This is a genomic window from Pseudomonas azotoformans, assembly GCF_001579805.1.
Lineage (GTDB): Bacteria > Pseudomonadota > Gammaproteobacteria > Pseudomonadales > Pseudomonadaceae > Aquipseudomonas > Aquipseudomonas azotoformans_A.
Map to the genome: position 1 here is coordinate 14,486 of NZ_CP014546.1, position 22,616 is coordinate 37,101.

General features: G+C 51.5%; 25 protein-coding genes and 4 pseudogenes. 2 read left to right on the plus strand and 27 right to left on the minus strand.

The window, feature by feature from the left end; translation table 11 throughout:
* Positions 1 to 115: 115 nt before the first annotated feature.
* The 10 genes from AYR47_RS00070 to AYR47_RS00115 form a co-directional block, all read right to left on the minus strand.
* Positions 116 to 1,441 (minus strand): OprD family porin, encoded by a 1,326-nt coding sequence (locus AYR47_RS00070; protein WP_058825474.1) that lies wholly within the window; start codon positions 1,439 to 1,441, stop codon positions 116 to 118.
* Between the two features lie 218 nt (positions 1,442 to 1,659).
* Positions 1,660 to 1,992: a DUF2790 domain-containing protein gene (locus tag AYR47_RS00075; RefSeq protein WP_019334883.1), complete on the minus strand. Its 333-nt coding sequence runs from the start codon at positions 1,990 to 1,992 to the stop codon at positions 1,660 to 1,662.
* Positions 1,993 to 2,310: 318 nt separating this feature from the next.
* Complete coding sequence (locus AYR47_RS00080) at positions 2,311 to 3,573, minus strand: hypothetical protein (protein WP_061433810.1); 1,263 nt, start codon at positions 3,571 to 3,573, stop codon at positions 2,311 to 2,313.
* Between the two features lie 2 nt (positions 3,574 to 3,575).
* Positions 3,576 to 4,709, minus strand: coding sequence for a nucleoid-associated protein (locus AYR47_RS00085; protein WP_038444681.1), 1,134 nt, complete (start codon positions 4,707 to 4,709; stop codon positions 3,576 to 3,578).
* Between the two features lie 303 nt (positions 4,710 to 5,012).
* Positions 5,013 to 5,441, minus strand: coding sequence for an arsenate reductase (glutaredoxin) (gene arsC / locus AYR47_RS00090; protein WP_019334880.1), 429 nt, complete (start codon positions 5,439 to 5,441; stop codon positions 5,013 to 5,015).
* A gap of 25 nt (positions 5,442 to 5,466) precedes the next feature.
* Positions 5,467 to 6,180 (minus strand): arsenical resistance protein ArsH, encoded by a 714-nt coding sequence (arsH, locus tag AYR47_RS00095; RefSeq protein WP_058825476.1) that lies wholly within the window; start codon positions 6,178 to 6,180, stop codon positions 5,467 to 5,469.
* A 46-nt stretch (positions 6,181 to 6,226) separates the two neighbouring features.
* Complete coding sequence (locus AYR47_RS00100) at positions 6,227 to 6,697, minus strand: arsenate reductase ArsC (protein ID WP_038444687.1); 471 nt, start codon at positions 6,695 to 6,697, stop codon at positions 6,227 to 6,229.
* A gap of 16 nt (positions 6,698 to 6,713) precedes the next feature.
* Positions 6,714 to 7,997, minus strand: a complete 1,284-nt coding sequence (locus AYR47_RS00105; protein ID WP_038444690.1) for an arsenic transporter — start codon at positions 7,995 to 7,997, stop codon at positions 6,714 to 6,716.
* A gap of 25 nt (positions 7,998 to 8,022) precedes the next feature.
* Positions 8,023 to 8,379, minus strand: coding sequence for a metalloregulator ArsR/SmtB family transcription factor (locus AYR47_RS00110; protein ID WP_032901556.1), 357 nt, complete (start codon positions 8,377 to 8,379; stop codon positions 8,023 to 8,025).
* Positions 8,376 to 8,798 (minus strand): arsenate reductase ArsC, encoded by a 423-nt coding sequence (locus tag AYR47_RS00115; protein ID WP_019334875.1) that lies wholly within the window; start codon positions 8,796 to 8,798, stop codon positions 8,376 to 8,378. The genes AYR47_RS00110 and AYR47_RS00115 overlap by 4 nt, the downstream gene beginning before the upstream one ends.
* Before the next feature lie 380 nt (positions 8,799 to 9,178).
* Between AYR47_RS00115 and AYR47_RS00120 the strand changes: the two are divergent.
* Both AYR47_RS00120 and AYR47_RS00125 read left to right on the plus strand, forming a co-directional pair.
* A pseudogene (locus AYR47_RS00120) lies at positions 9,179 to 9,675 on the plus strand (MarR family winged helix-turn-helix transcriptional regulator).
* A 53-nt stretch (positions 9,676 to 9,728) separates the two neighbouring features.
* Positions 9,729 to 10,285: pseudogene (locus AYR47_RS00125) on the plus strand (arsinothricin resistance N-acetyltransferase ArsN1 family A).
* A gap of 386 nt (positions 10,286 to 10,671) precedes the next feature.
* Here the strand turns inward: AYR47_RS00125 and AYR47_RS32820 are convergent.
* From AYR47_RS32820 to AYR47_RS32845, 17 genes and pseudogenes are all read right to left on the minus strand, one after another.
* Positions 10,672 to 11,316 carry a hypothetical protein gene (locus AYR47_RS32820; protein WP_237142522.1) on the minus strand — a complete coding sequence of 215 codons (645 nt, stop codon included), beginning with the start codon at positions 11,314 to 11,316 and terminating at the stop codon, positions 10,672 to 10,674.
* The gene (locus AYR47_RS32825; RefSeq protein WP_237142523.1) at positions 11,301 to 12,344 is read right to left on the minus strand and encodes a TniQ family protein; all 1,044 of its coding nucleotides are present in this window, start codon (positions 12,342 to 12,344) and stop codon (positions 11,301 to 11,303) included. Before AYR47_RS32825 ends, AYR47_RS32820 begins: the two co-directional genes overlap by 16 nt.
* Positions 12,345 to 12,726: 382 nt before the next feature.
* The gene (locus AYR47_RS32830; RefSeq protein WP_237142524.1) at positions 12,727 to 13,191 is read right to left on the minus strand and encodes a TnsD family Tn7-like transposition protein; all 465 of its coding nucleotides are present in this window, start codon (positions 13,189 to 13,191) and stop codon (positions 12,727 to 12,729) included.
* A gap of 38 nt (positions 13,192 to 13,229) precedes the next feature.
* Positions 13,230 to 13,814, minus strand: coding sequence for a TnsD family Tn7-like transposition protein (locus AYR47_RS32835; protein ID WP_237142576.1), 585 nt, complete (start codon positions 13,812 to 13,814; stop codon positions 13,230 to 13,232).
* 102 nt (positions 13,815 to 13,916) lie between these two features.
* Positions 13,917 to 14,342: pseudogene (locus AYR47_RS32840) on the minus strand (TniQ family protein); the annotation flags it as partial.
* 15 nt (positions 14,343 to 14,357) lie between these two features.
* Positions 14,358 to 15,828, minus strand: a pseudogene (locus AYR47_RS00140) (ATP-binding protein).
* On the minus strand, positions 15,825 to 17,993 hold the full coding sequence (locus AYR47_RS00145; protein ID WP_038444699.1) for a Mu transposase C-terminal domain-containing protein: 2,169 nt from the start codon (positions 17,991 to 17,993) through the stop codon (positions 15,825 to 15,827). The pseudogene AYR47_RS00140 and the gene AYR47_RS00145 overlap by 4 nt, the downstream one beginning before the upstream one ends.
* Positions 17,990 to 18,847: a TnsA endonuclease N-terminal domain-containing protein gene (locus tag AYR47_RS00150; RefSeq protein WP_061433812.1), complete on the minus strand. Its 858-nt coding sequence runs from the start codon at positions 18,845 to 18,847 to the stop codon at positions 17,990 to 17,992. Before AYR47_RS00150 ends, AYR47_RS00145 begins: the two co-directional genes overlap by 4 nt.
* Before the next feature lie 303 nt (positions 18,848 to 19,150).
* Entirely contained in the window at positions 19,151 to 19,366 is a 216-nt protein-coding gene (locus AYR47_RS00155) for a hypothetical protein (RefSeq protein WP_061433814.1), read from the minus strand.
* 10 nt (positions 19,367 to 19,376) lie between these two features.
* Entirely contained in the window at positions 19,377 to 19,808 is a 432-nt protein-coding gene (locus AYR47_RS00160) for a hypothetical protein (RefSeq protein ID WP_061433816.1), read from the minus strand.
* Positions 19,809 to 19,940: 132 nt separating this feature from the next.
* Positions 19,941 to 20,207: a hypothetical protein gene (locus tag AYR47_RS00165; RefSeq protein WP_061433818.1), complete on the minus strand. Its 267-nt coding sequence runs from the start codon at positions 20,205 to 20,207 to the stop codon at positions 19,941 to 19,943.
* Between the two features lie 34 nt (positions 20,208 to 20,241).
* Entirely contained in the window at positions 20,242 to 20,625 is a 384-nt protein-coding gene (locus AYR47_RS00170; RefSeq protein WP_061449394.1) for a C2H2-type zinc finger protein, read from the minus strand.
* 101 nt (positions 20,626 to 20,726) lie between these two features.
* Positions 20,727 to 21,056: a hypothetical protein gene (locus tag AYR47_RS00175; RefSeq protein ID WP_061433820.1), complete on the minus strand. Its 330-nt coding sequence runs from the start codon at positions 21,054 to 21,056 to the stop codon at positions 20,727 to 20,729.
* A 96-nt stretch (positions 21,057 to 21,152) separates the two neighbouring features.
* Complete coding sequence (locus tag AYR47_RS00180) at positions 21,153 to 21,704, minus strand: hypothetical protein (RefSeq protein WP_061433823.1); 552 nt, start codon at positions 21,702 to 21,704, stop codon at positions 21,153 to 21,155.
* 13 nt (positions 21,705 to 21,717) lie between these two features.
* Positions 21,718 to 22,065 carry a type II toxin-antitoxin system ChpB family toxin gene (locus tag AYR47_RS00185; protein WP_061433825.1) on the minus strand — a complete coding sequence of 116 codons (348 nt, stop codon included), beginning with the start codon at positions 22,063 to 22,065 and terminating at the stop codon, positions 21,718 to 21,720.
* Positions 22,062 to 22,322, minus strand: coding sequence for an AbrB/MazE/SpoVT family DNA-binding domain-containing protein (locus AYR47_RS00190; protein ID WP_061433827.1), 261 nt, complete (start codon positions 22,320 to 22,322; stop codon positions 22,062 to 22,064). Before AYR47_RS00190 ends, AYR47_RS00185 begins: the two co-directional genes overlap by 4 nt.
* Before the next feature lie 74 nt (positions 22,323 to 22,396).
* Positions 22,397 to 22,600, minus strand: coding sequence for a tyrosine-type recombinase/integrase (locus AYR47_RS32845; protein ID WP_335340616.1), 204 nt, complete (start codon positions 22,598 to 22,600; stop codon positions 22,397 to 22,399).
* Positions 22,601 to 22,616 lie beyond the last annotated feature (16 nt).

Here is a 22,616-nt window from a genome sequence, read left to right on the forward strand (position 1 = left end):
TCAATCCAAAAAAAGGCGCCACTAGGGCGCCTAAGCCGTCTCCAAACCAAAGGAGAAACAAAGAGACGGGGTGTATCGGGGATACCGGACAGTTAATGCCGATGGCTAATGCCCGTTAGAGGAGTTGCAGTGGATATTCAACAATCAGTCGGACCTCGTCCAAATCAGATTCGAAATCGGTAGCTCGTGTTGTTGCTTGGCGAACACGTAAAGACATGTCCTTCAGTGAGCCGGACTGGATGACGTATTTGGCCTCTATGTCTCGCTCCCAACGCTTTTGGTCCTGCAATGGGGCACCGTCCGCTCCGCGACGCATGTACACGCTGTTCGCGTTGGAATAGTCCGCATCCCAACCCTTAGCGTAGCGGGTCATGAAGCTGAGACCGGGGATGCCGAAAGCCTGCATATCTAGATCGTAGCGCAGCTGCAAGGATTGCTCTTTCGGTGAGTTGAAATCGCTGTACTGAATGGAGTTATCCAAGAAAATCGAGTCTGATTGGCGTAGGTAGTCAAAGTCGTCGTTACCATTATTGCGCTGATACCCAACGGTCACGGTATGCGCTCCGAATTTGACCCCGGTCTTGCCGCTCCAGATGTTGTTATCGAAGCTTCCCAGAAGTTTTTTACCCTCATCAACCGCTCGGTAGTAATTAAAGCCACCGATTAGCGATACGCTGTCTGAGAGCGGATAGTTCAATGTGGTGCCTGCGTAATACTGGTTCCACACATCCTTGAATTGGCTGGTGTAAAGACTCACACCTACGTGCTCATTGACCGTGTAATCGCCCCCTAGATAAGCGATCCACGGAGCATCTACTGCACCGGCGTAGAAAGTCGAAAAGCCGTCACGCATGCCACTGGAATTGGGTTGGCTCATCGCATGCAGCCGACCCCCTTGAAGGGTCAGGTCTTTGATGCTGGTATTGGTGAACGTTGCGCCACGAAAACTCTCAGGGAGGAGTCGGGAATCCCCATAGGCCACGACAGGTGTCGATGGAAATACGTCCCCTACCTTGACGACTGTATCCAGGAAGCGCACTTTTGCGGCCCCGCCTACTTTTGAGTAGGAGTCTTCAGGTTGGCCTTTGCTATTGTGCGGCAAGACATCGACTGAGCTACGGGCTCCCGAGCGACCATCACCTGAATCGAGCTTGAGGCCTTCCATTGCAAACGCATCAATGCCGAAGCCTACCGTACCTTGAGTAAAGCCCGATTCGAATCGGCCAATGATGCCATGAGCCCATTCGGCTGAGTAACCATTGCCCGTGGGGCTTGACTGGCCCTTTCGATAATCACGATTGAGATAGAGATTCCGATTCAGAATACTAAAGGTGCTCCCCTCAATGAACCCTTCAGGTTTTTGCTCCACAGCTACTGCAACTTGCCCCATGCTCATGCCAAGGGCAATGAGAGAAAGACCATAAATGCTTTTATTGTTCATTTAACACTCCAGGCTTTAGCTTGGCAGAGTTTCTTTATGAAATATTTTTTATAATTATAAAAAGCCACCAGCACGTGAGGATTTCTCCTACGTGCCGGCAGACATAATTTCATACAATAGATAACTCCAGCGTGACCTGAAAATTACTTCTATGTCAGCGAACAGTAAGCAGGCTCAAAACATACCGAACAAACTGGCGCAGCTAGGGCCAACGCTAACTAGCTTCCGTGAGGGCAGTTAGTACCCATAACCTTGTATTCCAGGGTGTTGAGCTTGCCCGCCGAATCTTCATAGGTCATGCGCGAAGGAGCTACGCCACAGGTTTTATTGGCTTGAGTGGTACTGATTACCTTCTGGACATCGAGGTTCATTCCATATTCATAATGAACAACTTCAGGTGTCGTCTTTCCATTTTCTAAGGCGTACTGTTCCATCGCCTTCTGGTTCTCTTGCATCATTCGACCATAAACACGGTCACCACCTCCTTCAGCCATGGCCAAAGAAGACAAGGTCAAGATGGAAACGGCAAAAAAAGCTTTTAGTGATTTCATGATTTTCTCCTAGTGTTCACTTACTTCTGACTAGAGGATAACCAGTGATGCCTTTCAGAAAGCTGCCGCGAATATTACATATGCGTAAGGTGTCCCTCAGCACTGGTGAGCTCGACTATTAGAATTTTAACTTGTTGGCGAAGTAGGCTGAATATGTCAGATAAGCATTAAAGATCAACTCGAGTTTCTCACGAAATACCCAAGCTTTTTTTATTAAAGATACATCTCATCTATATTATGGACAGCTGCTTGGACTGCTCCATATGGATGAGTGGTTTGAGCGCAGTAAGATGAGACGAGGAACGTGTTACAAAAGCCTTATAGGCTGAGAATATTAGGGGCTACGTTGAGTACCGAAAACACCATCGCTAGGATAGCCTTTAACAGCCATAAGAAATCGTCCCAGTATTTTATCGCGGCTAGCAGCAAAGCACCGACGATTGGAAGCAGGGACAACCCCTTCAGCAACCGAAAGGTCCTGGTGAGGGTTCGGCCTTGCTTGTCGACTTGATCGATGGTGATCCTGAGCAGCCCCTGAAGTTTCGGGGGATATGTTTTTATCTTGTCCTTGAAATCATCGAAAATGACATTGAAGCTGTGCAGCAGGCGCTCCGTTTGCAGCATTTGATTGTGGAGGATCGCAAGTAGAACCACAGAAACAACTGCCAGCCCAAGGACAAGGATAAAACCTTCGAATTTTGAGGTTGTTTTCTCCAACACGACCAAACCCGCTAGCGATATCGGCAGGGCGAGCATCTTGCCGGCGATGTCGCCCAGCACCCCGCTAAGCTTGGTGCCATAGTCGATTTCAGCTTGGGCCACCTCGCGCCGGGCCCGCTCAAACGAGAAGCTATAGACGTAGGTTTGCAGATTCGCGCGGTATGTGGCGAGGACCTCCCGCCACTCCCGCACGATCACCAAGAACAGATTGGGCTCGCTCTCAAACTTCTCGATGACGCTAGCCACCGCCATCCGAATCATTAATTTTCGTTCGGAGAGGTGTGCCTTATTTTCGTTTTTTCGATTGAGTATTTCTTCCAACAAGCTCAGGTGATTGAGCTCATAGTCAAGAACCTTGATGTCAACCTGGGTAGGTAACAGAAAAGTTCTCGGAGGCTTAGCCCCATCGGGAGGCAAGGCAAAGAACAGATTAAAACCATCTTGGCTGCTGTCTTTGTCGACACCGATCGCTAGCAGTGCAAGCAGCTCGATCAGCCGGCAGACGCGCCTGAGCGCCTTAATCGTCGGAGGCTCGATGTCATCACTATCTGCCCAACAGAGCTCAACAATGTATACGTTGCTCGGGAATTGCCCCTTGCCCAATGAGCCATTGCGAGCGACAAACTCGCCTAAGTTCGCGTAGAACCGGCCAGACTCGTTCGATGGCAAGCGAAACTCAATATCGAGAGAGTCTGCTTCTTCAGAGCAATGCTCGAACTTGCCATAGGCTGCGGGCAGGCCATCGCACATTCGCAACGCACCGATAATGTCGGGCGTTGGCATCCCCTCATAGCGGATGACTCCGTCCTCAATGGTGGGCGCTCCAATGGCGCGGTAGAGAGCTACCACATTAGAAAACATTCTTAGCCGACCCTGGCCAGCAGTTCTTTCTCGATCACACCAACCAGTTCGGCAGTCAGATTGGACAGTGTCAACTTTTTCCGTCCCTCATCATAATAAACGTCTGCGGCCGGATCCTTACCTAACGCTCCACGCTCGAATTGCAACGACCAGTTAGCCGCGTCCCCCTTGATACGGGTCTTCTCTTTCAGCGATTTCGCATTGACCGTAAAGTCGTCTGGCACCTTATGTTTCTCGCTATTCAAATAGTCTTTCAGCCCAACAATTTCATCCACTAAGTCAGCGGGTACGTGTGCGACAGCGACGTGGCAGATAGCGTCCAAGCGCGCAGATTTGCCTGCGGCCAACTGCTCCTCCAGATACTTGATCACCGCCTCTTTGGCCTTGTAACCAAAGCCTTTTAACGTTTTGTTGTCGCGAAAAAACCGTGCAACGTTATCAATGGCATTTTTGGTAGCGCGTCCGGAAGCTACTCCTTTCGCGCATCCCAGTGCAGAGATGAAATAATCGGATGCCTGACTATCACGGCCCCGGCTGATGAAGCACAGGTAGGTTGAATCCACTTCATCCTCCGCGTCATCTTCATTCTGCTCAGGCGCAGCAGCGGCCGCAGCAGCCATAGCCTTTATGGCCACGAAGCTCGCTAAATTGATCCTGGCGGCCTGCTGAACCTTGTTGAGATCGACCTCTTGAATTTCCTTGGGCACATAGTTCTCGTCCAGCTGTATACCGCCGCGTTCCTTCATGCTGGCGACCAGGAAAAAGTCGGTTGCACCTGCGGTGTACTGAGCGCAAAGGATGTGTCCACCGGTCGATAAGACTTGATTACCGGCTTGCTCCACCAACTGGTCCATTGCCAAGTGGGTCAAGTCGATAAATCGCGCTTCATCATCTTGTACTTCTACGAACGCGGTGAAGCGCTCTGGAAACGGTCCCTGACGGTCATCATCGGCAAACTGGCCGTAGACCACGCTGTTGCCTTCTTTGCCGATGAGGCCGTGGATACCATTGACCAGAAAATGCAACGCGGGATTTTCAGTATCGAGCGCCACATCCTTCTTGACCACCTCGGAGATAAAACTGGTCTTGGCCAGCTTCTTGAAGCTGTGAATAATGGCAGTTTTCAGCGTAATCATAGGTCGAATTCCGTTCCGATAGTATCAATATGGAATCACTGAAAATAGCACCTTACCCAGCAAACTTCAGGGCTTATCTCGATATCAGATATCACCGAAGGGCTCCAATACCTACCGATCAGTAAGGCTGCACGAACCCAATAACTGTATATGTATACAGTATCATAATCTATGCCATTCATCAGCACGAGGAGCGGAGGGTTGAAGCGCGGATTGGCCGCCGCCAATAACCACGACATCAAATTTCGGATTATGACTCACCACCATCCCCCCCTACGTTTGCTGCGTATCGCTTACGTGGGATCAGACTTTACGGCCCAGATCATCAATTTTCACAACGACCTGTCCGTCCTCTTTGACGAAACTGCCGCGCTGCTCTTGTGGAAGCAGGTCGAGGACAGCCTCAGACGGACGACACAGGCGTGCCCCCAAGGGGGTCACGACGATGGGACGATTGATCAGGATGGGATGAGCCATCATGGCGTCAATGAGCTGGTCATCGGCAAGTGACGGATCGCCCAACCCAAGCTCTTCGTACGGCGTGCCTTTGATACGGAGGAGCGCCCGCACCTCTATACCCATATCCTTGATCAACCTGATTAGCGTTGGCCGATCAGGTGGGGTTTTCAGGTACTCAATTACCGTTGGCTCTTCACCGCTGTTGCGGATCAATGCCAAGGTATTGCGGGAAGTGCCACATTCCGGGTTGTGATAAATCGTGATCTGATTCATATCTGATGTCTCGCTGTTGAGAGGCTCAAATGGATCGCTGGTTGACGCGTTCGGATAGCTCCCCAGCGGACTCTTTACGCTCGGAGTAACGATCAACCAGGTAATCTTGGCGATCACGCAACAACAGCGTGAACTTCATCAGTTCTTCCATCACGTCGACCAGACGGTCGTAGTACGAGGACGGCTTCATCCGGCCCGTCTCATCGAATTCGGTGAAGGCCTTAGCTACTGAGGATTGGTTTGGGATGGTGAACATGCGCATCCAACGCCCCAGTACCCGCAGCTGATTAACTACGTTGAAGGACTGCGAGCCGCCGCAGACTTGCATCACCGCAAGGGTCTTTCCTTGCGTAGGTCGTACAGCACCTATCGCCAGCGGAACCCAGTCAATCTGAGCCTTGAAAACCGCACTCATGGAGCCGTGTCGCTCAGGAGAGCACCACATCTGGCCTTCCGACCATTGCATCAGTTTGCGCAGCTCCGCGACTTTGGGGTGGGTGTCGGGTGCATCATCCGGCAGCGGAAGGCCCGACGGATCGAATATCTTTGTTTCAGCGCCAAACTGCTCCAGAAGTCGAGCGGCCTCCTGGGTCACCAACCGGCTGAAGGATCGCTCTCGTGTCGACCCATACAGAAGAAGGATTCGAGGTTTATGGAGTGAGGACGTGCGAGGCGCCAGTTGCTCCAGGGTTGGAATGTCAAGCAGCTCGGCTTGGACATTCGGCAGCGTATCTTGCATACAAACTCCTAGGGATGCGCCAAGTAGGCACAACTTCCATTGCTCTTCAAAGCGAACCGATACGGTTCAGTTCAGCTTTGAGCTGATCAGGGCTCATGGTTTTCAACGGCAGCGCAAGAAACGCGCTCACGCGTTCGCGAATTTTGGCGAGAGTGGCGTCAAACGCTTTTGTGATCTCGATCTCCGACCCAGTGGCTTCCGACGGATCGGCCAAACCCCAATGGGCCTTCAAGGCTGGCCCGAAAAAGATGGGGCACGCTTCACCCGCTGCCCGGTCACATACGGTTACCACGATGTCTGGTGGAGAGCCTTCAAAAATATCCGAAGCTTTGCTGCTCAAGCCTGCCGTGGAAATGCCCGCAGCCTCCAGCGTTTGCAATGCCCTTTGGTTCACTCGACCGCTGGGAAAGCTTCCTGAGCTGACCGCCTCCACGCCCTCTGACGCCAGGTGGTTGAAAAGTGCCTCGGAGAGGATGCTACGGCAGCTGTTGTGGGTACACATGAACAAGACTTTCATCAGTAGATTCCTTGATTCAGAAGCTGAGGCGCAATGCCAGGGCGCAGAGGGTGGCGATAAGGATGGGCAAGGTCAGCACGATCCCGGTCTTGAAGTAGTAACCCCAGCTGATCGTGATGTCCTTTTTGGCCAGCACGTGCAGCCACAAGAGCGTGGCCAGGCTACCGATGGGAGTGATTTTCGGCCCCAGGTCGCAGCCAATGATGTTGGCGTACACCATTGCTTGAAGAACGACGCCATCGACTTCGGCAGCATGAATGGACAAGGCACCGATCAGGACAGTGGGCATGTTGTTCATGATTGAAGACAGAAAGGCTGTGAGCAGCCCCGTACCCAAGGACGCGCCCCAGACACCGTAGCCGGCAAATACATTCAGGATCTGGGCGATGTGGTTGGTCAAACCGGCGTTCTTGAGGCCGTAGACGACCAGATACATGCCCAGGGAAAAGATCACCACCTGCCATGGCGCGCCCTTGAGCACCTTGCCGGTGTCGATGGCGTGTCCACGGGCCGCGATGACGTAAAGAATGAATGCGCAGGCAGCCGCAATGGCACTGATCGGCACGCCCAGAGGCTCGACGACAAAGAAACCGACCAGCAGCAGAGCTAGAACCCACCAGCCTGCTATGAAAGTCGGACGATCACGTATCGCCTCTTTAGGATGATGCAACTGAGCAAGTTCGTAAGTCTTGGGCAATTCCTTGCGGAAGAACCACATCAGCATCACCAGCGTAGCCGCAACGCTGACCAGATTCACCGGCACCATGACGGATGCGTATTCGCTGAACCCAATCTTGAAATAATCCGCAGAGACAATGTTGACCAGATTCGAAACTACCAGAGGCAAACTCGCGGTATCAGCGATAAAACCGGCCGCCATGACGAATGCGAGGGTGGCAGCGGGCGAAAAGCGCAATGCAAATAGCATTGCGATCACGATGGGCGTGAGAATCAATGCCGCACCATCATTAGCAAATAATGCTGATACCGCAGCACCCAGTAGGATGATGAAAGCAAATAGCTTACGAGTGCTGCCTCCGCCCCAGCGTGCGACATGCAATGCTGCCCATTCGAAAAAGCCGGCTTCATCGAGCAGAAGACTGATGATAATCACCGCGATGAACGTTGCAGTGGCATTCCAAACGATGTGCCACACCTCGGGGATATCCGCAAGAGTGACCACTCCAGTCAAGAGCGCGAGTACAGCGCCAAAGGTTGCACTCCAGCCAACACCCAGCCCTTTGGGCTGCCAGATCACCAGGACGATGGTGGCAATAAAGATCAGTACGGCAATCAACATTTCAATCACTCGATTTGGAAGCAGATCAGCCACATACGAGCTGGTTGATAGGACGAGCATTCATGTCGCTTAGTCGTTTGGCTTCGGTATCTAGCCAATCCTGATTCGCATCCACGACGTCCTTCAGAATTGCACTCACCCAACTAGGAAGGCCGGGATTCAGGCGGTAGTAAACCCACTGGCCTTGACGACGATCCATCAGCAGTCCCGCTGAACGAAGCAGCGCCAAGTGGCGAGAAATCTTGGGCTGGCTCTGGTCGAGCGCAGCGGTAAGCTCGCATACGCACAGCTCTCCTTCGCTCACGATGAGCAGTGTGATTTTGGTTCGAGTGTCATCTGCCAAGCACTTGAATAGTGCCGTGGGATTCATAGGCTCTGTCATAGATCCTCCAAGTGTTTTGTCTTGACCAAGACGAAGAGCTTAATGCGCTCATGGATGTCATGAAGTGTGTGGCGAAACGCGTCGGGATGATCGCTGGTGACCGGATCTGCGAAATCCCAAGTGATGACTTCGCCAGCGGCGGGCATCCATGCACATTCCCGTGCGGACTTGTCACACAGCGTGATGACGTAATCGAATTTTTCGTCGCGAAGCTCATCAATGGATTTGCTATGCAGTCCGGATGCATCTACGTCGACATTGGCCAGAGCAGCGACAGTACGCGGGTCGACGCTGGTTGGCTCCAAGCCCGCACTGTAAGCGGCAAAACGCGGATCTGTGTGCCGAAGCAATGCTTCTGCTAAATGGGAGCGGGCAGAGTTGGCAACGCAGATGAAAAGCACTTTGATTGGGGCAGACATGGCAATCTCGACACATACGTTGAATCGAATATATGATTTATCGCATATTCGGTAAAGCGTATATTTTTGCGTCGCCGGTCACCAGCGTGTAAGGGCAGCGCTCGTCAGATCGTCGGACGACTTTTCGTCGGAAGACGAGCTGATCACAACGCAAATCAGCTGTAACCAGTACAGCAAGTTCAACAGCAGCATTGGGCCGAATTTTTCCAACACTAAGAGGTGCCAGGATTGGGCCACAAAGCTCACTTGCTGAATTCTTTTTTGGCTGTTGGGCACAACATGCTAGTGCGACAGATTTCCTGTCATCAGCCAGCGGAGGCTTGTTGACGATCTGCATCCCCCAGATTATTGTTGCGGCTAACAACGAATTTGTGACGATTATGCCGAAGCGGAAAAAAGACCAGTTGTCCCAGGATGCCGAGGATCTGTACGAGGCGTTGAATCAGCTCGTCCGTGTCTACCAGTTTCGAGATAGAGATCGGATTTGCTGCTACGACGTTTCAGTCACCCAGTGCTACGCGGTCGAAACGCTGGTCAAGAAAGGAGCCATGCGGCTTCAGGTCTTGGCTGAAAAGATGTTTTTAGACAAAAGCACGGCAAGCCGCGTAATCGATGCGCTCGAACGCAAGGGGTATGTGTCACGCGCTGAGGATAACGAAGACCGCCGTGCCGTGAAGATCCAGGCCACGCGCCGGGCAGGGACTCTACGAAAAAATCAGGGGCGATCTCATTGCCGAAGAGATAACAATGATCGAGAACCTTTCAGCCGAAGCCAGGCAAGGAGCATTAACCTTGCTCAGGCAGATTACACGAGCTACCGAAAAAACGCTGCGGCCTCACAAATGAGCGTGGCTCAGATCCAACGCAAGCCTATTGAATCTCCATTTTTTGATTCAAATGTTGTTACTACCAACATAATGGAACCCGATCATGCGTATCCGTCCTGCTGAGCCAGTTGATGCAACCTCGATAGCCACTATTTATAACCAAGGGATTGCGGAACGAAGTTCCACGTTCGAGACCACTCCGCGTAACCCTGATGACATGCTAGAGCGACTTGAGGCTCATGATCGTTATCCCGTTCTGGTGATGCTTGATGAGCACGATAAGGTCATCGGATGGGCGAGCCTTAGTGACTACCGCAATCGCGCGTGCTATGACGGCATCGCTGACTTTTCGATTTACATGAGCCGTGAGGTGCGAGGCCAGGGGCTGGGTAAGAATCTCCTTCAGGCGCTGCTTAAAGAGCAGAAGCTCGTGGATTTTGGAAAGTCCTTTCTCGCGTGTTCACATCTAACCGCGCCAGTCTCGCCCTGTGCGAAGCTTGCGGATTCCGCCAAGTCGGGGTTTACGAGAAACATGCATGCCTTGACGGTCGTTGGATCGACTGCGCAATTGTCGAGCGACTCATTCCTACGAATCAAATGCCGTGGCTAACACCAATGGCTGCAACCAAGACTGAATCAAATGGATTAAGCGGCTGTTAGGGTTCTCTATCACACTTAAAATCTTGTCAGTCAGGCTACGTACAGCGAAACAATCAATCACGGCCTAACTGGTCAAGTCGAATGCAAATAGGTGGTCAAGCCTATGTAATTACGCAGCCCACTGGAGTGGATTGCGCTAGCGACGTAATTCCCCTGCTCATGCTTGAATCGACGTTGAGATAGATACCGATGTCTGCGGACATTGAATACGCGAAATCGACGTATGCGGCATAAATCCCGTATATGCGTAAACCGCTGCTATCGGTGCACATCCAATGCCCGATCAATACGCAATAGGCGTCGGTATTAACAATGACATCCAACGCCCAGCAATAAGCCACAGAAATCACCGGATCCAGAGCAACTGCGCCACGCCATAAAAATATCTACTGGGGCTTTGAATTGGACGCGATCATCTCCATGTATGCATTGCCACCCATGGGAATATCATAACCTGGTGGCCCTTCCCATTGCCGCGAGACGCCGGTATTTCTAAGCATAACCTCAACCTTAATGCCGTCCTTAACCATGCTGTCTAAATTCCACTCGAAGTGATTTATGAGAGCCTGGCAGGCCACATGAGGTACTGTTGTCAATAATCTCAAGCTGGAGTTGTTTGGCGGTAACTTAAGCCTCGCGATCTCCGACATCGTCCATATAAATCTCCGCAACCTAAAATGCCAAAGAGACTCAAATTGAAGTTCAAGTTGAGCTGACAACAACGGGAAAGACTTACGAGTCGCACGCTGCCTACTTACTTTTCGCGGCAAAAGTGCAAGCATGTTACTGATATTTACTCGCACCTGTTTTTGGGTGATGCGGTACAAGTTCTCAACGCCCTCTATAAGAATAGTTGCGTATTTTTCGTCCTCATCGTTCACCGCCGGCTCGGCACTACTCTTCTGCATTACGTTCCCTGTAATTTTACTCAACAACCAGTCCTTATCGTTTTCGTTGAGCCAACGGGTTACTTGATAAGCACTTACCCAAAGATAGTCCATACCAATGCCTGGCTTCACTTCAAGTAGCATTGAGATTTTTTCTCGATAAGCCTTTTTCTTATGTTCTGGCAAAGTTTTCTCTTTAAGACGGACCGTCGGGTTTGCCGAGCTAGCAAGTAGAGACTCTTCTGCCAAGCATTCTCAAACTTTTCTGCACATCCAAAAAGATGGAGAGATATTAAAAGATGCCTTGCCAACGGCATATCAATTTGACCTCTTGTTGTCGATAGCCTAATCCATTGACTTCGAATTCCAGCTGCGTATGCCAAATCAATTTTTGAAATAATTTTATCGCTGAACTTATCACGAATACTGCTAAATAATTTAGCTGTGCCAATTAGGTTCCCATGAACAAACCCTTGCTTCTTTGCTTGACGCCGATAACAAGCAGCCAAAACCGTATAATCTATCGATGGCAGATTGCGTTGCAGAATATCATTTACAAAAACTGCAAACTCGCGCTCTTCATTTGAGGCGAGTGAGCGGTTCGCAGGTTTAACAGCGTTCCACCCGCAAGCACAATCATCGGTCAACCCCGGTAACAATCGGTTTTTACGATAAAAAGGATGAGAGCAATTAGGGCAAGATTGAAGAAGTTCTTCACCATGTCGCCAGCACGCTGTAACGCCCGGTACATGATGAGCTCGGTGCCAATATGCGTAGCCACACTCTATGAGGTCGGCCTGCACACAGGCCAAGCAAATTTTAGCTCTGCTATTCCTCGTACCTTCTCTCCTAGGCACTCGAGCGACATCAGATAAAACCTTGTCAAACTCCTTAGAGGGTTCTTTTGATAATCCTATAAAAGGTTTGTAGGCTGGGAACGTAGTGTTAATCTCAAGCAACTCAGCCAAGTTGCTTTCTTTAACTCCCGGCAATCGAGAAGCAAGGTTTTCTAATTGCTTCGGTATGATAGATAGCTGAAATGGCGCAACGCCAAAAAGATCACGAAAGGTTTCTGCCTCGGTTTTGTTTCCGGACAAAAAATGGTATCTCGTAATACGAGATAATAGTGTCTCGTCTGGCATAGACATTGGGAAAAACAGAATACTGGACATGAGTAGCCGACTTTCTAACGTGGGTTCTGGTAGGACGCGAGTCCTGTGGATGGTGTTCTTTTATCACATATCACCGTGTACCCGGGTAAGGATTTTTAAAAATGAACGCCATACAGTAGCGAACAGCCAGCAATTATTTTATTAGAAAACAGCAGTTTTTACGCCAGAGTCAAAATACAATACACCACACATATAAATACTTTCACTGCACGCCTCGTCAAAATTCACACATCGAATCCACGCACAGCTCATATATATAGAGGCTTGTGCCGACGGCGTTACAGAGCAATATTCATACGCGGATCAGGGTGCATTCACTCATATTTGGAGTTTTCTGAGACACGCTGTTCGATACAGCGCTGATTGAGTGATTGGCTTGCCGTCAAGTTTTAGCTTCCGCTCGGGCCCAGCTCAGGCGCCGCCGATGAAATGCATCAAGGGTTTCGCATTCGGCTGCCAGTGCAGCCGCACAGTGCGGCAGCTTGTTGAGCTGCTTTTCAAACCTAGATAACACATGAAGCTCTCTGCCTATTTTTGTCCGTGAGATGCGGACAGGTTTACCTGGAAGCGCTCGTAACATTTCAGCGCATTGAACCACTTCGTTGGCAAGGTCGAGGTCTTTGAATCTTTCTGCCTGCTGTCCGCGCGGTCTGTGGGCTTTACCTGGCTCTTGTGTCAGCTCGGACAGCCATTGCCGATCGTTTCGATGAAGCCACACATAATCTCGACACTCATGAGCTAGGCGAGCTCTGTATTCCCCGTCAAATCGGTTCCTCCTATCAACCAGAAGTTTCGAAAGCCTCGCCTCTTTCCATAGGTCAGGTCCATTCGAAATCGCGCGTATCATTCGATAGACGCATGTAACCGAGCTCCTTGTTTCTGACGCTATGGTTTTAGCGTTAGCCCCGAGAGCGCCAGCGTCCAGATCGTTTCAGATGCCTCACTCATATACTCATTGGTGCTTGAGCGATTGGTTGGAGATCTGTTGGCAGCTCGTCCACAGGGAGTTTCGGTATTGGCAGTTCGACTAAGCGACTCGGTAATAGGACCGTTTGGCCGCAGTATCCTTTCCATGTCGACCTTGAGCGCACAGGCCAGCAGGATGAATTTCAGTGGATGATGGGTGCCCCTCGGCTTACGTAAAAGCTTCACAATCCAGGCCGCCGGTATATCCGCAGACGACTTGCTCAGTATCGAGTACTCCCCTGAGGAGGGGAGCCCCTCAAAGAATGCAGACATGTGTCGCGCCAAAATGCCTAAGTGCAGCCGACCAGTATCGGAAGCCATTTTCAAGGCAATAGCGCTATCCAGAAACACCGAGCGAATCGCATCAGGACATAATGGCGGAACATCGGTCTCAAGCACCTGCATCGAACGCTGCGCTATTTCGTGCAGAGCACTTTGTAGATTTTGAGGGATCTCTAGCGAAATGGAGTGAGACTGAACGTCCTCATCGTCCGGTAAATGCATTCTTCGAGAGTTTCTGCTCAACCAGCGGTAATCAAGGAGCCTCAACGGAGTTCCATGGTGGGGACAGATCAAAACGCCTGGAAGCTGATGCACACGGTGCCAGTACGCTGCTCCCACACAGGCCATGTCCTGTTCGACACAGTCGAAGCAAAATCGCACTCTCGAAGCAAACTGGAGTCGGCTCGCGATTAACCCCAACCTTAGCATCAACCCCTTGCCGTTTCCCGCCATCAAGATATTGGCGTCGCCCACCTGTTGCGGGGTCAAAAAAGGTTCGTAGTAGGGCAGTTGCGTATGGCGCTTTATAACAGCGGCTAGCGATAAGCCTGTATCACACGGCAGCGCCTCGACAAGCTCAGCTAGTCGACATGGAAAAGCAACGTTCTGCGAAAAGCATTTCGCGGACTGCGCTCCATCGAAAACTGCTGCGCAACTACGTACGCCACAGAGCCGGGCGTATCTTGAGAGAACGCTGTGAAGCGTCTCATCGTGGAAAACGGCCGGAAAGAAATGGAATTTGAGCCCCATTTCGTCACCCTTAATTCACCCCTTCCGATACAACGGAGAAAACTCAAAGAGATCACTGCTTATCCAACCGGCGCTCTTCAACGCCTCAATGGAGTCTTCACTTTCACTTAGCGCCTGTGCCTCTGAGGTCTCAACCGCCACCGCCGCAGGTGACTGCGATTTGACTTGGTTAACGGCCGCCACATTAGGTTTGGTAGCATTATTGTCGCTGCGACTGATGACACTGCGCAGCAATGCCAGTCGCTCCGGGCCGAGCCACACCATCGAACGCCATCATGTCGCTTAGTTGGTCTTCAATCGGAAGCAAATCATCGAACTGCCGCATCCGTTTCGGATCTCGGCTTCGCAGAGCGGACAAAGCTGGCTTCAATATCTGCATCTTGGTGTTGCTCACCAACGCAATTGTCTCGGCGGTAACGCATTCCGAACCACTCTGGATCGCGTACCTTTGACTGAGCACCAAAAGCTTCACCAAAAAGTCGGTGACCCCTTGTGTATGCTCATACAGCGCATCAAACACATCCTCTGTCAGTTCGACCGGCTGCTGGTACCACTGATAGCTCCAGAGGTTTTCAACAAGCATGCGCCACTCGTCATCGTCCTTCTCAAAACGTTTAAATTCGAGTACCCCGACGCCGCAGCAACGCCTTGCGTTGCGCATGACGTCCGAAAATAGGCTGATCATCGAATTTGTCCCGATGAACACCACGGGAATGCCGATGTTGTTCACTAGATGGAGGAAGAAATTGAGCATGTTGTCCTTGCCCCCAGTTTTTGCAAGGTGCAGGTTCTGAAGTTCGTCGATCAGCAAAGCTCCGATGAAAAATGTACTCGCAACCTGTTCCATTTGTTGCAACGAGTCATTGATGTTCCGAGCCCTATACCGCTTGTAGTAATCCTCATCACCTAAAGCTCGCCCGACCGCATAGAAAAATTGCTGACAGAAGCCTGCCAGCGAACCATCTCGGGGGCAGTCAAGCTTGAGCCAGGTGATCTGGGTATGAACGAACTGCTTTCCTTCATAACGCTCGTGGCGAATCGTTTGAGGGTAGAGACTCAAAATGGCTTCGAGTGCGGTGGACTTTCCAATGCCACTAAGGCCAACCAGACTGAACGTTTCGGCAGTGGACTTGAATCCATCGTGGTAGCGCTGTGCGCCCGAAAGTGAGTGAAGATGTCTGACAGTGTCTGGAGAGGTCGGGTTGCGTCCGACGTACCCACGTCGTACCAGCAATGAAAATACGGACTCCAGATCCATGTGGACCAACAAAGGCTGGACCACCGTTCTCAAGCGGTCGATGCAGTGAACCCGAGTCGATCGGTCGAGGGTCAGCTCTTCTGGATCAACAGGACGGGGGAAGTTCGAGATTAGTTGCATTGCCACCTCTTCTGAGAAGATCGGTGGCAGCGCTTCGATGAGTGGATTTCCCGCGTAGTCCGCTATCGCCTGCTTCGTGTAGCTTGCGAAAACTTGGGCGCCTTTCATGAGTTTTGTCCTGGGCGGAGGCGTTTGAGCATATCGATAACCTGAGCGCTGCGAGGGCCGGCAAAGTTTTCTGAGCGATCTTGGGAGATCTCTGTCTTGAGCACAGGCGATTCAATCCTCACACCCTCTGGCACATGGGCGGTCTCACGCTCCTTGAGGCGCTCAACGGCGCGATTCTCACGAATATTTCCAATCATCTCAGCTTTGGTCGCAGGCGCTGGCTCATCATTTCGCTCAGCGATCGCACCGCTGACGACTTTATTAACTTCCTCCAGCAACGAAATCCGACTCTCCAGCTCAGCACGTTTATGAGTCGGTGGAGTCTGGCGGTAAGCTTCGAGCAGATCGAAAATCTCATCGGATCGATAACCAGCATACTTGCTATCAGACTTACGCAAATCGCAACGGATGAACTGTTTGTTGTCTCCCCGAATCCAAATATGTGCTGAGGAATTTGGGTCATACCAACACTCTATCGACCAAACCCCGCGGCTACGGGCCTTCGCAAACCAGTTGTTCTCGATCGCTACATCACAGACATAGTGCATCCCTCGGAATAGCACACCACCCTTTTGCACCGTCGCTTGCTCACGCGGAAGCAAATGGAGATAGACCATCTCGTCGGGATGATTGTTTGGTTCGACATGACCATTTTCTAATGCCCAAGTCCAGATACCTGACGGCGTCGGATCGACACCGTCGTTCATCATCTCTTGAGTGAGCCTGTCGGGCTGCCTGTTGAAGCGGTTATAGTGAAGGACACACTGGATGATAATCTTGGTGAACTCTTTAATGCTCAGCGTTGCATCGAGTCGGTAATCTCGCTCGCCACGTTCCTTCTCCCTAGCAGCTACACCACCAGGAAGCCACCTGATGCCTGTCAGGTTGTTCAGGATACCGAACCGGCTCTCAACCATCGACTTCCAGTCAGGGCGGTAAGGCGGAGCGATTCCCAGCTCGATATTCAGGCCAGTGGCAAGACCCTCAGCTGCTTTCCCCAACATCTCGCCTCGATCAGCGTAGATGTGATGTGGGAGGTGATGACAGGCCCATTCCTCTGAATCGATTGTGACCCCATTGGTAGCGCAAAACTCAACCTTCGAAGTGAAAGCGTTGAAAAGCGCTTGCCTGGCTCCGTTCCAACTCGGGCCCTCTAATCCGATATAGAGACCGACGATCATGCCGGAAAAGCTATCAATGACGACGTACACAACCGGCCGTCCAATGAGCATTCGCCTGGAGTATCCGTTCACGAGATAAATGTCCGCAATGGTGGCATCGATCTCAAACTGATGGCAGGGGCCACGAAGCCAGTCACGGACGGTTCCAGAAAGGGGGCGGCAATCTTTTAGCCACTTACGCATTCCCTTACGGCCACGTTCAGTTTCAACCTCGTCGAAATATTGCTTTCCCCAATAATCGAACTGTCTAAAGGAAGGAATTTCCGATTCGGGTAGCAAACGACCGCCTGATTCTGGATTTTTCGACAGGTCTTTCGCGGTATAGAACCTCCTGAGCATCTCAACATAGGCGTTGGTTATCGTAGAAGTCTTATCCCCGACAAATAACGAGTAGCCGATACGGATACAGCGCTTATCCACTGCATCGATAACCTTGGTCGGTGAAACGGCAATACCTTGATACCTTGGCTTCCTACCCGGGGGCTTTGCGGGATCATACTTGCGCTCAGGAACTCCGACGCCCGCATAGTTTTTCAAGAGCGCATTTCGAACTTGGCCGTTGATCCAGTAACGGTACAGAAGCCGATAGATGCTCTTGCGCTGTATACCGAGCTCAACAGCTCTAGCGCCGACCATTTGACCCATCTCACCAGGAGCGAATATCTGACCTGGATAACCTGAGTCGATCAGGGGTGCGATGATGTTCCACTTTTCATCCCTTTCCCGCTTCTTTTTCTCATCCAAGTCATCCTCTAACACTAAGAGAAACTCAGGCGTAACGACCTTGGCTAGCTTCGTATCACCTGCAATGACGGATCCGCGAAGCTCCTCCAGGCCTAAACCAATCGGTTGGCGGGGCGGATCCGTTAATTGGATCAAAACGACCGCATCGTATCGCTCATTGAGGTACAAGACCCTAACGAAGCCCGGCACGACGGAAAACTCAGTAAGCGGTTCGAAACAATCATTGACTTGGACTTTCATGATAGGCCCTCCGCCGTCAGTGAAATTTTCATTGGTTTCTCAATGATTTCAAATGTTGGTAGTGGTGCAGTCATTTGAATGGGAGTACCAACCAAATCTACCTTGATCGACTTAGCCCATATCAGGTGATGATATAAAGCCCGAGAGTCTTGATAGGAGATAAATAAACGTGCGGCAATCTTTCGCAGAGATTCAGCAGTACTCCACGGGTAGGGACGACAGCTCGCTAAGTGCCCCAGAAAATCTGTGTGTAATGATGGCTCTGCCAAGGCGCGCGGCAGTTGAGCGAACTTCCTGAGTAAGCCTAAATTTTTGATCAAATCGGGGCTGAACATTTCTTCGGTGACAATGGCCCAATCAACGTGTTGGCCAGTCCAGAAACGCTTTTCGATCTCAAATTTTTCCAACGTCCTCCTGGCTTTTTTGCCTTCGAGGTCACTGCGGTATTTGATTGTTCTGGCTACGGATTTAAAGCTGCCATCGGGCTTTTTTATCGTTAATAAAAAATCCGTGGTCATAACGTAAGGAAGCACTGTCTTCGGATACTTCGGGTATCGCACTCCCATAGAGCTCGCGATTGCTTGAGCACTTTCTCGCGGTAGCAGTGGATACTGTTCGCGTATATCCACAACATTTTCCGAAAATTCACATACCAAAAAATAAGCGCGTTCGAGGTCAGAAAAGAGGTGGTGGAGACGATCGATCTTCACACCTTGGATCTTGTGGGAGCGTCCTCTGGAAGGCACGTCTTGGACGCGCAGCCACGGCAGATAACTGGCACCAGCTCCGCTACCGAATCCATTCGAAATATGCCGCTGAATATCTGTCTCAGACGAAAACCTACGACCGCGCAATGCTACCTCCTTCGTCCGCCGGGACCGCCTCTCCTCGCCCTGAAAAATAGTTATAGGAAAAAATCGCCCACCCCCTGTTCATGGTACAGCCCTCTTTAGCCTACTCCCGGAGCGTGGCGAAGCGGAGAATCTAGACCGATGGCTCAGCCAAAAAATGGAAACCCCCGTAAATACGGGGGTTTCGGCCTTGTGTCAATCTATGTTACGGCGTGTCAATCTTTATTGTTAAGTGTCAATCTTTATTGTTAGAAGCCAGCTCTTACCTGGCGTGCTTTGCTCTTTTACGGTCATGGCGATTTCCTATCAATAGTCCTGCAAATCGTAAGTCCCGCCAGAACGTGCCAGTAGCTTACGAATTTGTTCCTCGGTAGCAGGCTCATCAGGGCCGACTGTCCACTCCCAATACTCGCTCAGAACCACCCAACTGTCCCCGATGACCCAAGTTATCGGCCACTTGCCGTTTGGATCAATAAGGCGATACCCAGCCTCTGTTAGTAGATCTTCAAACCCATCAGCCATGACCGTTTTCCTACTTCGCCAGATCATCAAGTAGGTTTGTCTTGGCATGAATTTGAACTGAGTCTCCATCAATTCTATGCGCGCCACGTTCGAGCATGCGGCGATAGAACGACGGAACCATATCGACTAGCAGAAGGTGGTAATTGTGCTTTGCACAAGCCTCATACATAACTTTAATCACGCGCTTACCCAATCGCTCTTTCGTCATGGATTCGGGCATGAAAATGTTGGTGATATACACCTGCTTATCATCATGCAGAAATTCTGCTCTCAGAACCTTCGTGAGGGCTTCAGAATCGGCGTTCTGCCGACACAAAACCACCAGCTCGCCACGCACATCGCCGTAGCCTGACTCAAGATCAAACTCGTGCCACGGCATGCTCTCTAATCGAGACGACAATAAATCCTTAACCGCAATGAGAACCGATTTCTCAACTTCCATAATTTGCTTCCTAACGTGAGGTTTCCCAGCTCGGTCCCTAGGGCCAAAAATGCCCTGCTCCTGCTGACAAGGCCCGCACGGAGGCGGGCTTTTGGATGCAGCGGCATTTCCGTGAGTTCGCAACCTTGACCGTTACTTCGCGCCTGCGTCATTCAGGCGCTTCACGGCCTTCAACATGGTTTCCAGCAGTTGGCTACTGATGATGCCGCCTTCCTGGCGGGTGATCAGACCGGCATCTGACAGGGCTTGAACATAGCCATTGCCCTGGTGGTACTGATGGCTAACCTGCTCATTGGATTGGGCCGTCAGAAGCAGTTGCAAACGCTCCTCACAGCTGCGCTGTATTTGTTCATTGGGGTACTTGGCTTGTACGTCGAAAGCGGTAGCCGTGTTGGTCATTGTGTCTCTCCTAAAATTTTTCGTGTAATCCGGATTAACCTGCGAATCGCTCCCATTTTTGGATTGCTGCTCTTGCCTCTACCTGGCCGACACCGCTTACCAGCGAATCAGCAAATGCCAAGTGGGCATCCATGTAGCGGTCAAAATCTTTCTCTGGAACACCATTCGAAAGCGCGCGGCTCCACCAGGAGAACGCTACAACTAGCTTGCCAAGCTCTGGGTCGTAATGATCTTTCATTCGGTCAAGACCACCATCATTGAAAGCGACAGCCCATCCGAATGCTTTTGAAAAATCCCGAACCTTTTGAGGCTGAGAGCCCCGCGCATATTTCTTATGAATAGCTGCGTGCGTTTGGCGATCTTCATCCAAGGATGGGACGTAGAGGAGTCCACAGATGCGGCAAGTAGAAGCGGTCACGTTGTCGTTCCTTTTCTTCATGGGCGCGAAATTTCGCATCGCTCTATGTACTCGGCCCCACAGATGCGGGGCTTTTGACGGTGCCAGTACAATTCCTCGAACTAGCCGGGGTACGTCCATGAGGTGGTCTTGCCACGAAATGGAACCTCAAGATCAGTACCTACGATTTGAACCGGCTTTACTGGGTTGATCGGCGGATTCCCAATGACCATGCCTGAAACCTGGCCTAGCAGTTCAAGCTTCCCATGATTCAACACGTTGCGAGACACCTGGCCATGGACGATAGCGTGGCCGCCGGCTTCGATAATTAGCCCGCCTGATAGCTGCCCACGGGCAATCAAAACCCCTCCAGCGCGCACGTAAGTGGTGCCAGTCACTTGACCAGTAGTCTCTTGGGTATCGGTAACAATCAAATCGCCTACGTGCTGCATCTTGAAACTCCTGCCTACAGGGAAAGGACTCTTCTACGTCCTCAGCCCCGGTTTCTTAGGCCGGGGCTTGGGCGTACCTGGGCGTTTTCCGTGGACTTAGGGGTGTTCTTTAGCCCTGATAAAGGCTTCCAAATTTGGCATCACATTGTCGTCGAGGTGATCCAGCATTCGTTGGCTCAGATGGTGCTCATTGGGGATAGCAATGCCCTCTTGGCTCACCCACCCCCTCAAGACGCCCAGGAATACCATGCTGACGGTGTGACCATCCTCCATGTACTGGAGCAGGAAAGCCTTTAGCCTTCCTCGCCCTTCATCGGAATGCAGGTCAAACCCGCCCGGCAGATCATGTAGGCGATGCGCGATGATGTTTCGATGCTGGAGGAAGCGATGCAACGTGTCGTCGAAGGTGGGATGCAGATCAACTCGCTCCCGCAGCGTTTTGAGCAATCGTCCCAGAGTAGCTTTCGAATATCGCTCCAGCAGGAGCTGAACCTGTTCCACAGTTTGCAGCGGCTCGCCGTGCAAAGGGAACGTAAGGCTACTGCTCAACAGGCGTTCAACACCCTGCCCTGCGATCATCGCAAGACCCAGTGTCTTCAACACATCGTCCTGTATAGGCTTGTAGCCCGATTGCGCTTGATCTTTCATGATCGGATTTTCCTTACTCAATCAGCACTTGAATGCGGGCCAGTACATCGTCCATCACGACCTCGGGAACCGACTCCACGCGTTTGGCGCCTCGGGCCTCAAGGTCAACAGTGCGGATTTGATTGCACAGTACAACGCCTTGCGTCTCTGTGCCGGAACCGCTCAACGGCACGGCAAATCCGGCATAGCGGGCAAAATCGCCACCTTGGGTGATGGGCGCAATCAGGACCAATCCTGAAACGTTGAAGGCAGCAGGCGAAATGATCAGCGCCGGACGAAAATCGCCCTGCTGCTCACGGCCAGCGGTAGGGTTCAAGTTCAGGCGCACAATGTCGCCCCGGTTGAATTTGGCCCGCTTCACACTTCACGCCCGACTGCTGGCATCGAATTCCACGCGGCCAATTCGGCAGGCTCCGGCGCGCTCAATTCGCACTGAGCCATCAGGTCGGCCAACTGGTAACGCGGCTTCGCCTTCGCGGGCTTGAGAGTCATGGCTTCGGCTGCCGAGTCGACATTGAGCAGCAGCACGTCGCCGCTGACCAGACTCATTTGCTTGAGCACGGTAGACGGCAGGCGGATGGCCGCGCTGTTGCCCCATTGCTGAATTTTGACTTCCATAAACACCTCCATAACGTGTACACATTGTAGATACAAGACACACCGAACACAAGCGCTATGTATAAACATAGTATCTACAATGCCACCTCAAAAGCGCGTCGTATAGTGCCTTGATCCACTGATAGGTACGGTTTGGAATGGTCCAGCTCGGCATGCCCAAGAATCATTTGCACGGTTTCAACATCGCCGGTCGTGGCCAGCACCTTAGCCGCCAGCGAGCGCCGCCCGCTGTGTGATGACCCATGCTTTATGCCTGCTTGCCGGTAGAGCCTGCTGATGGTCTGTTACAGCGAA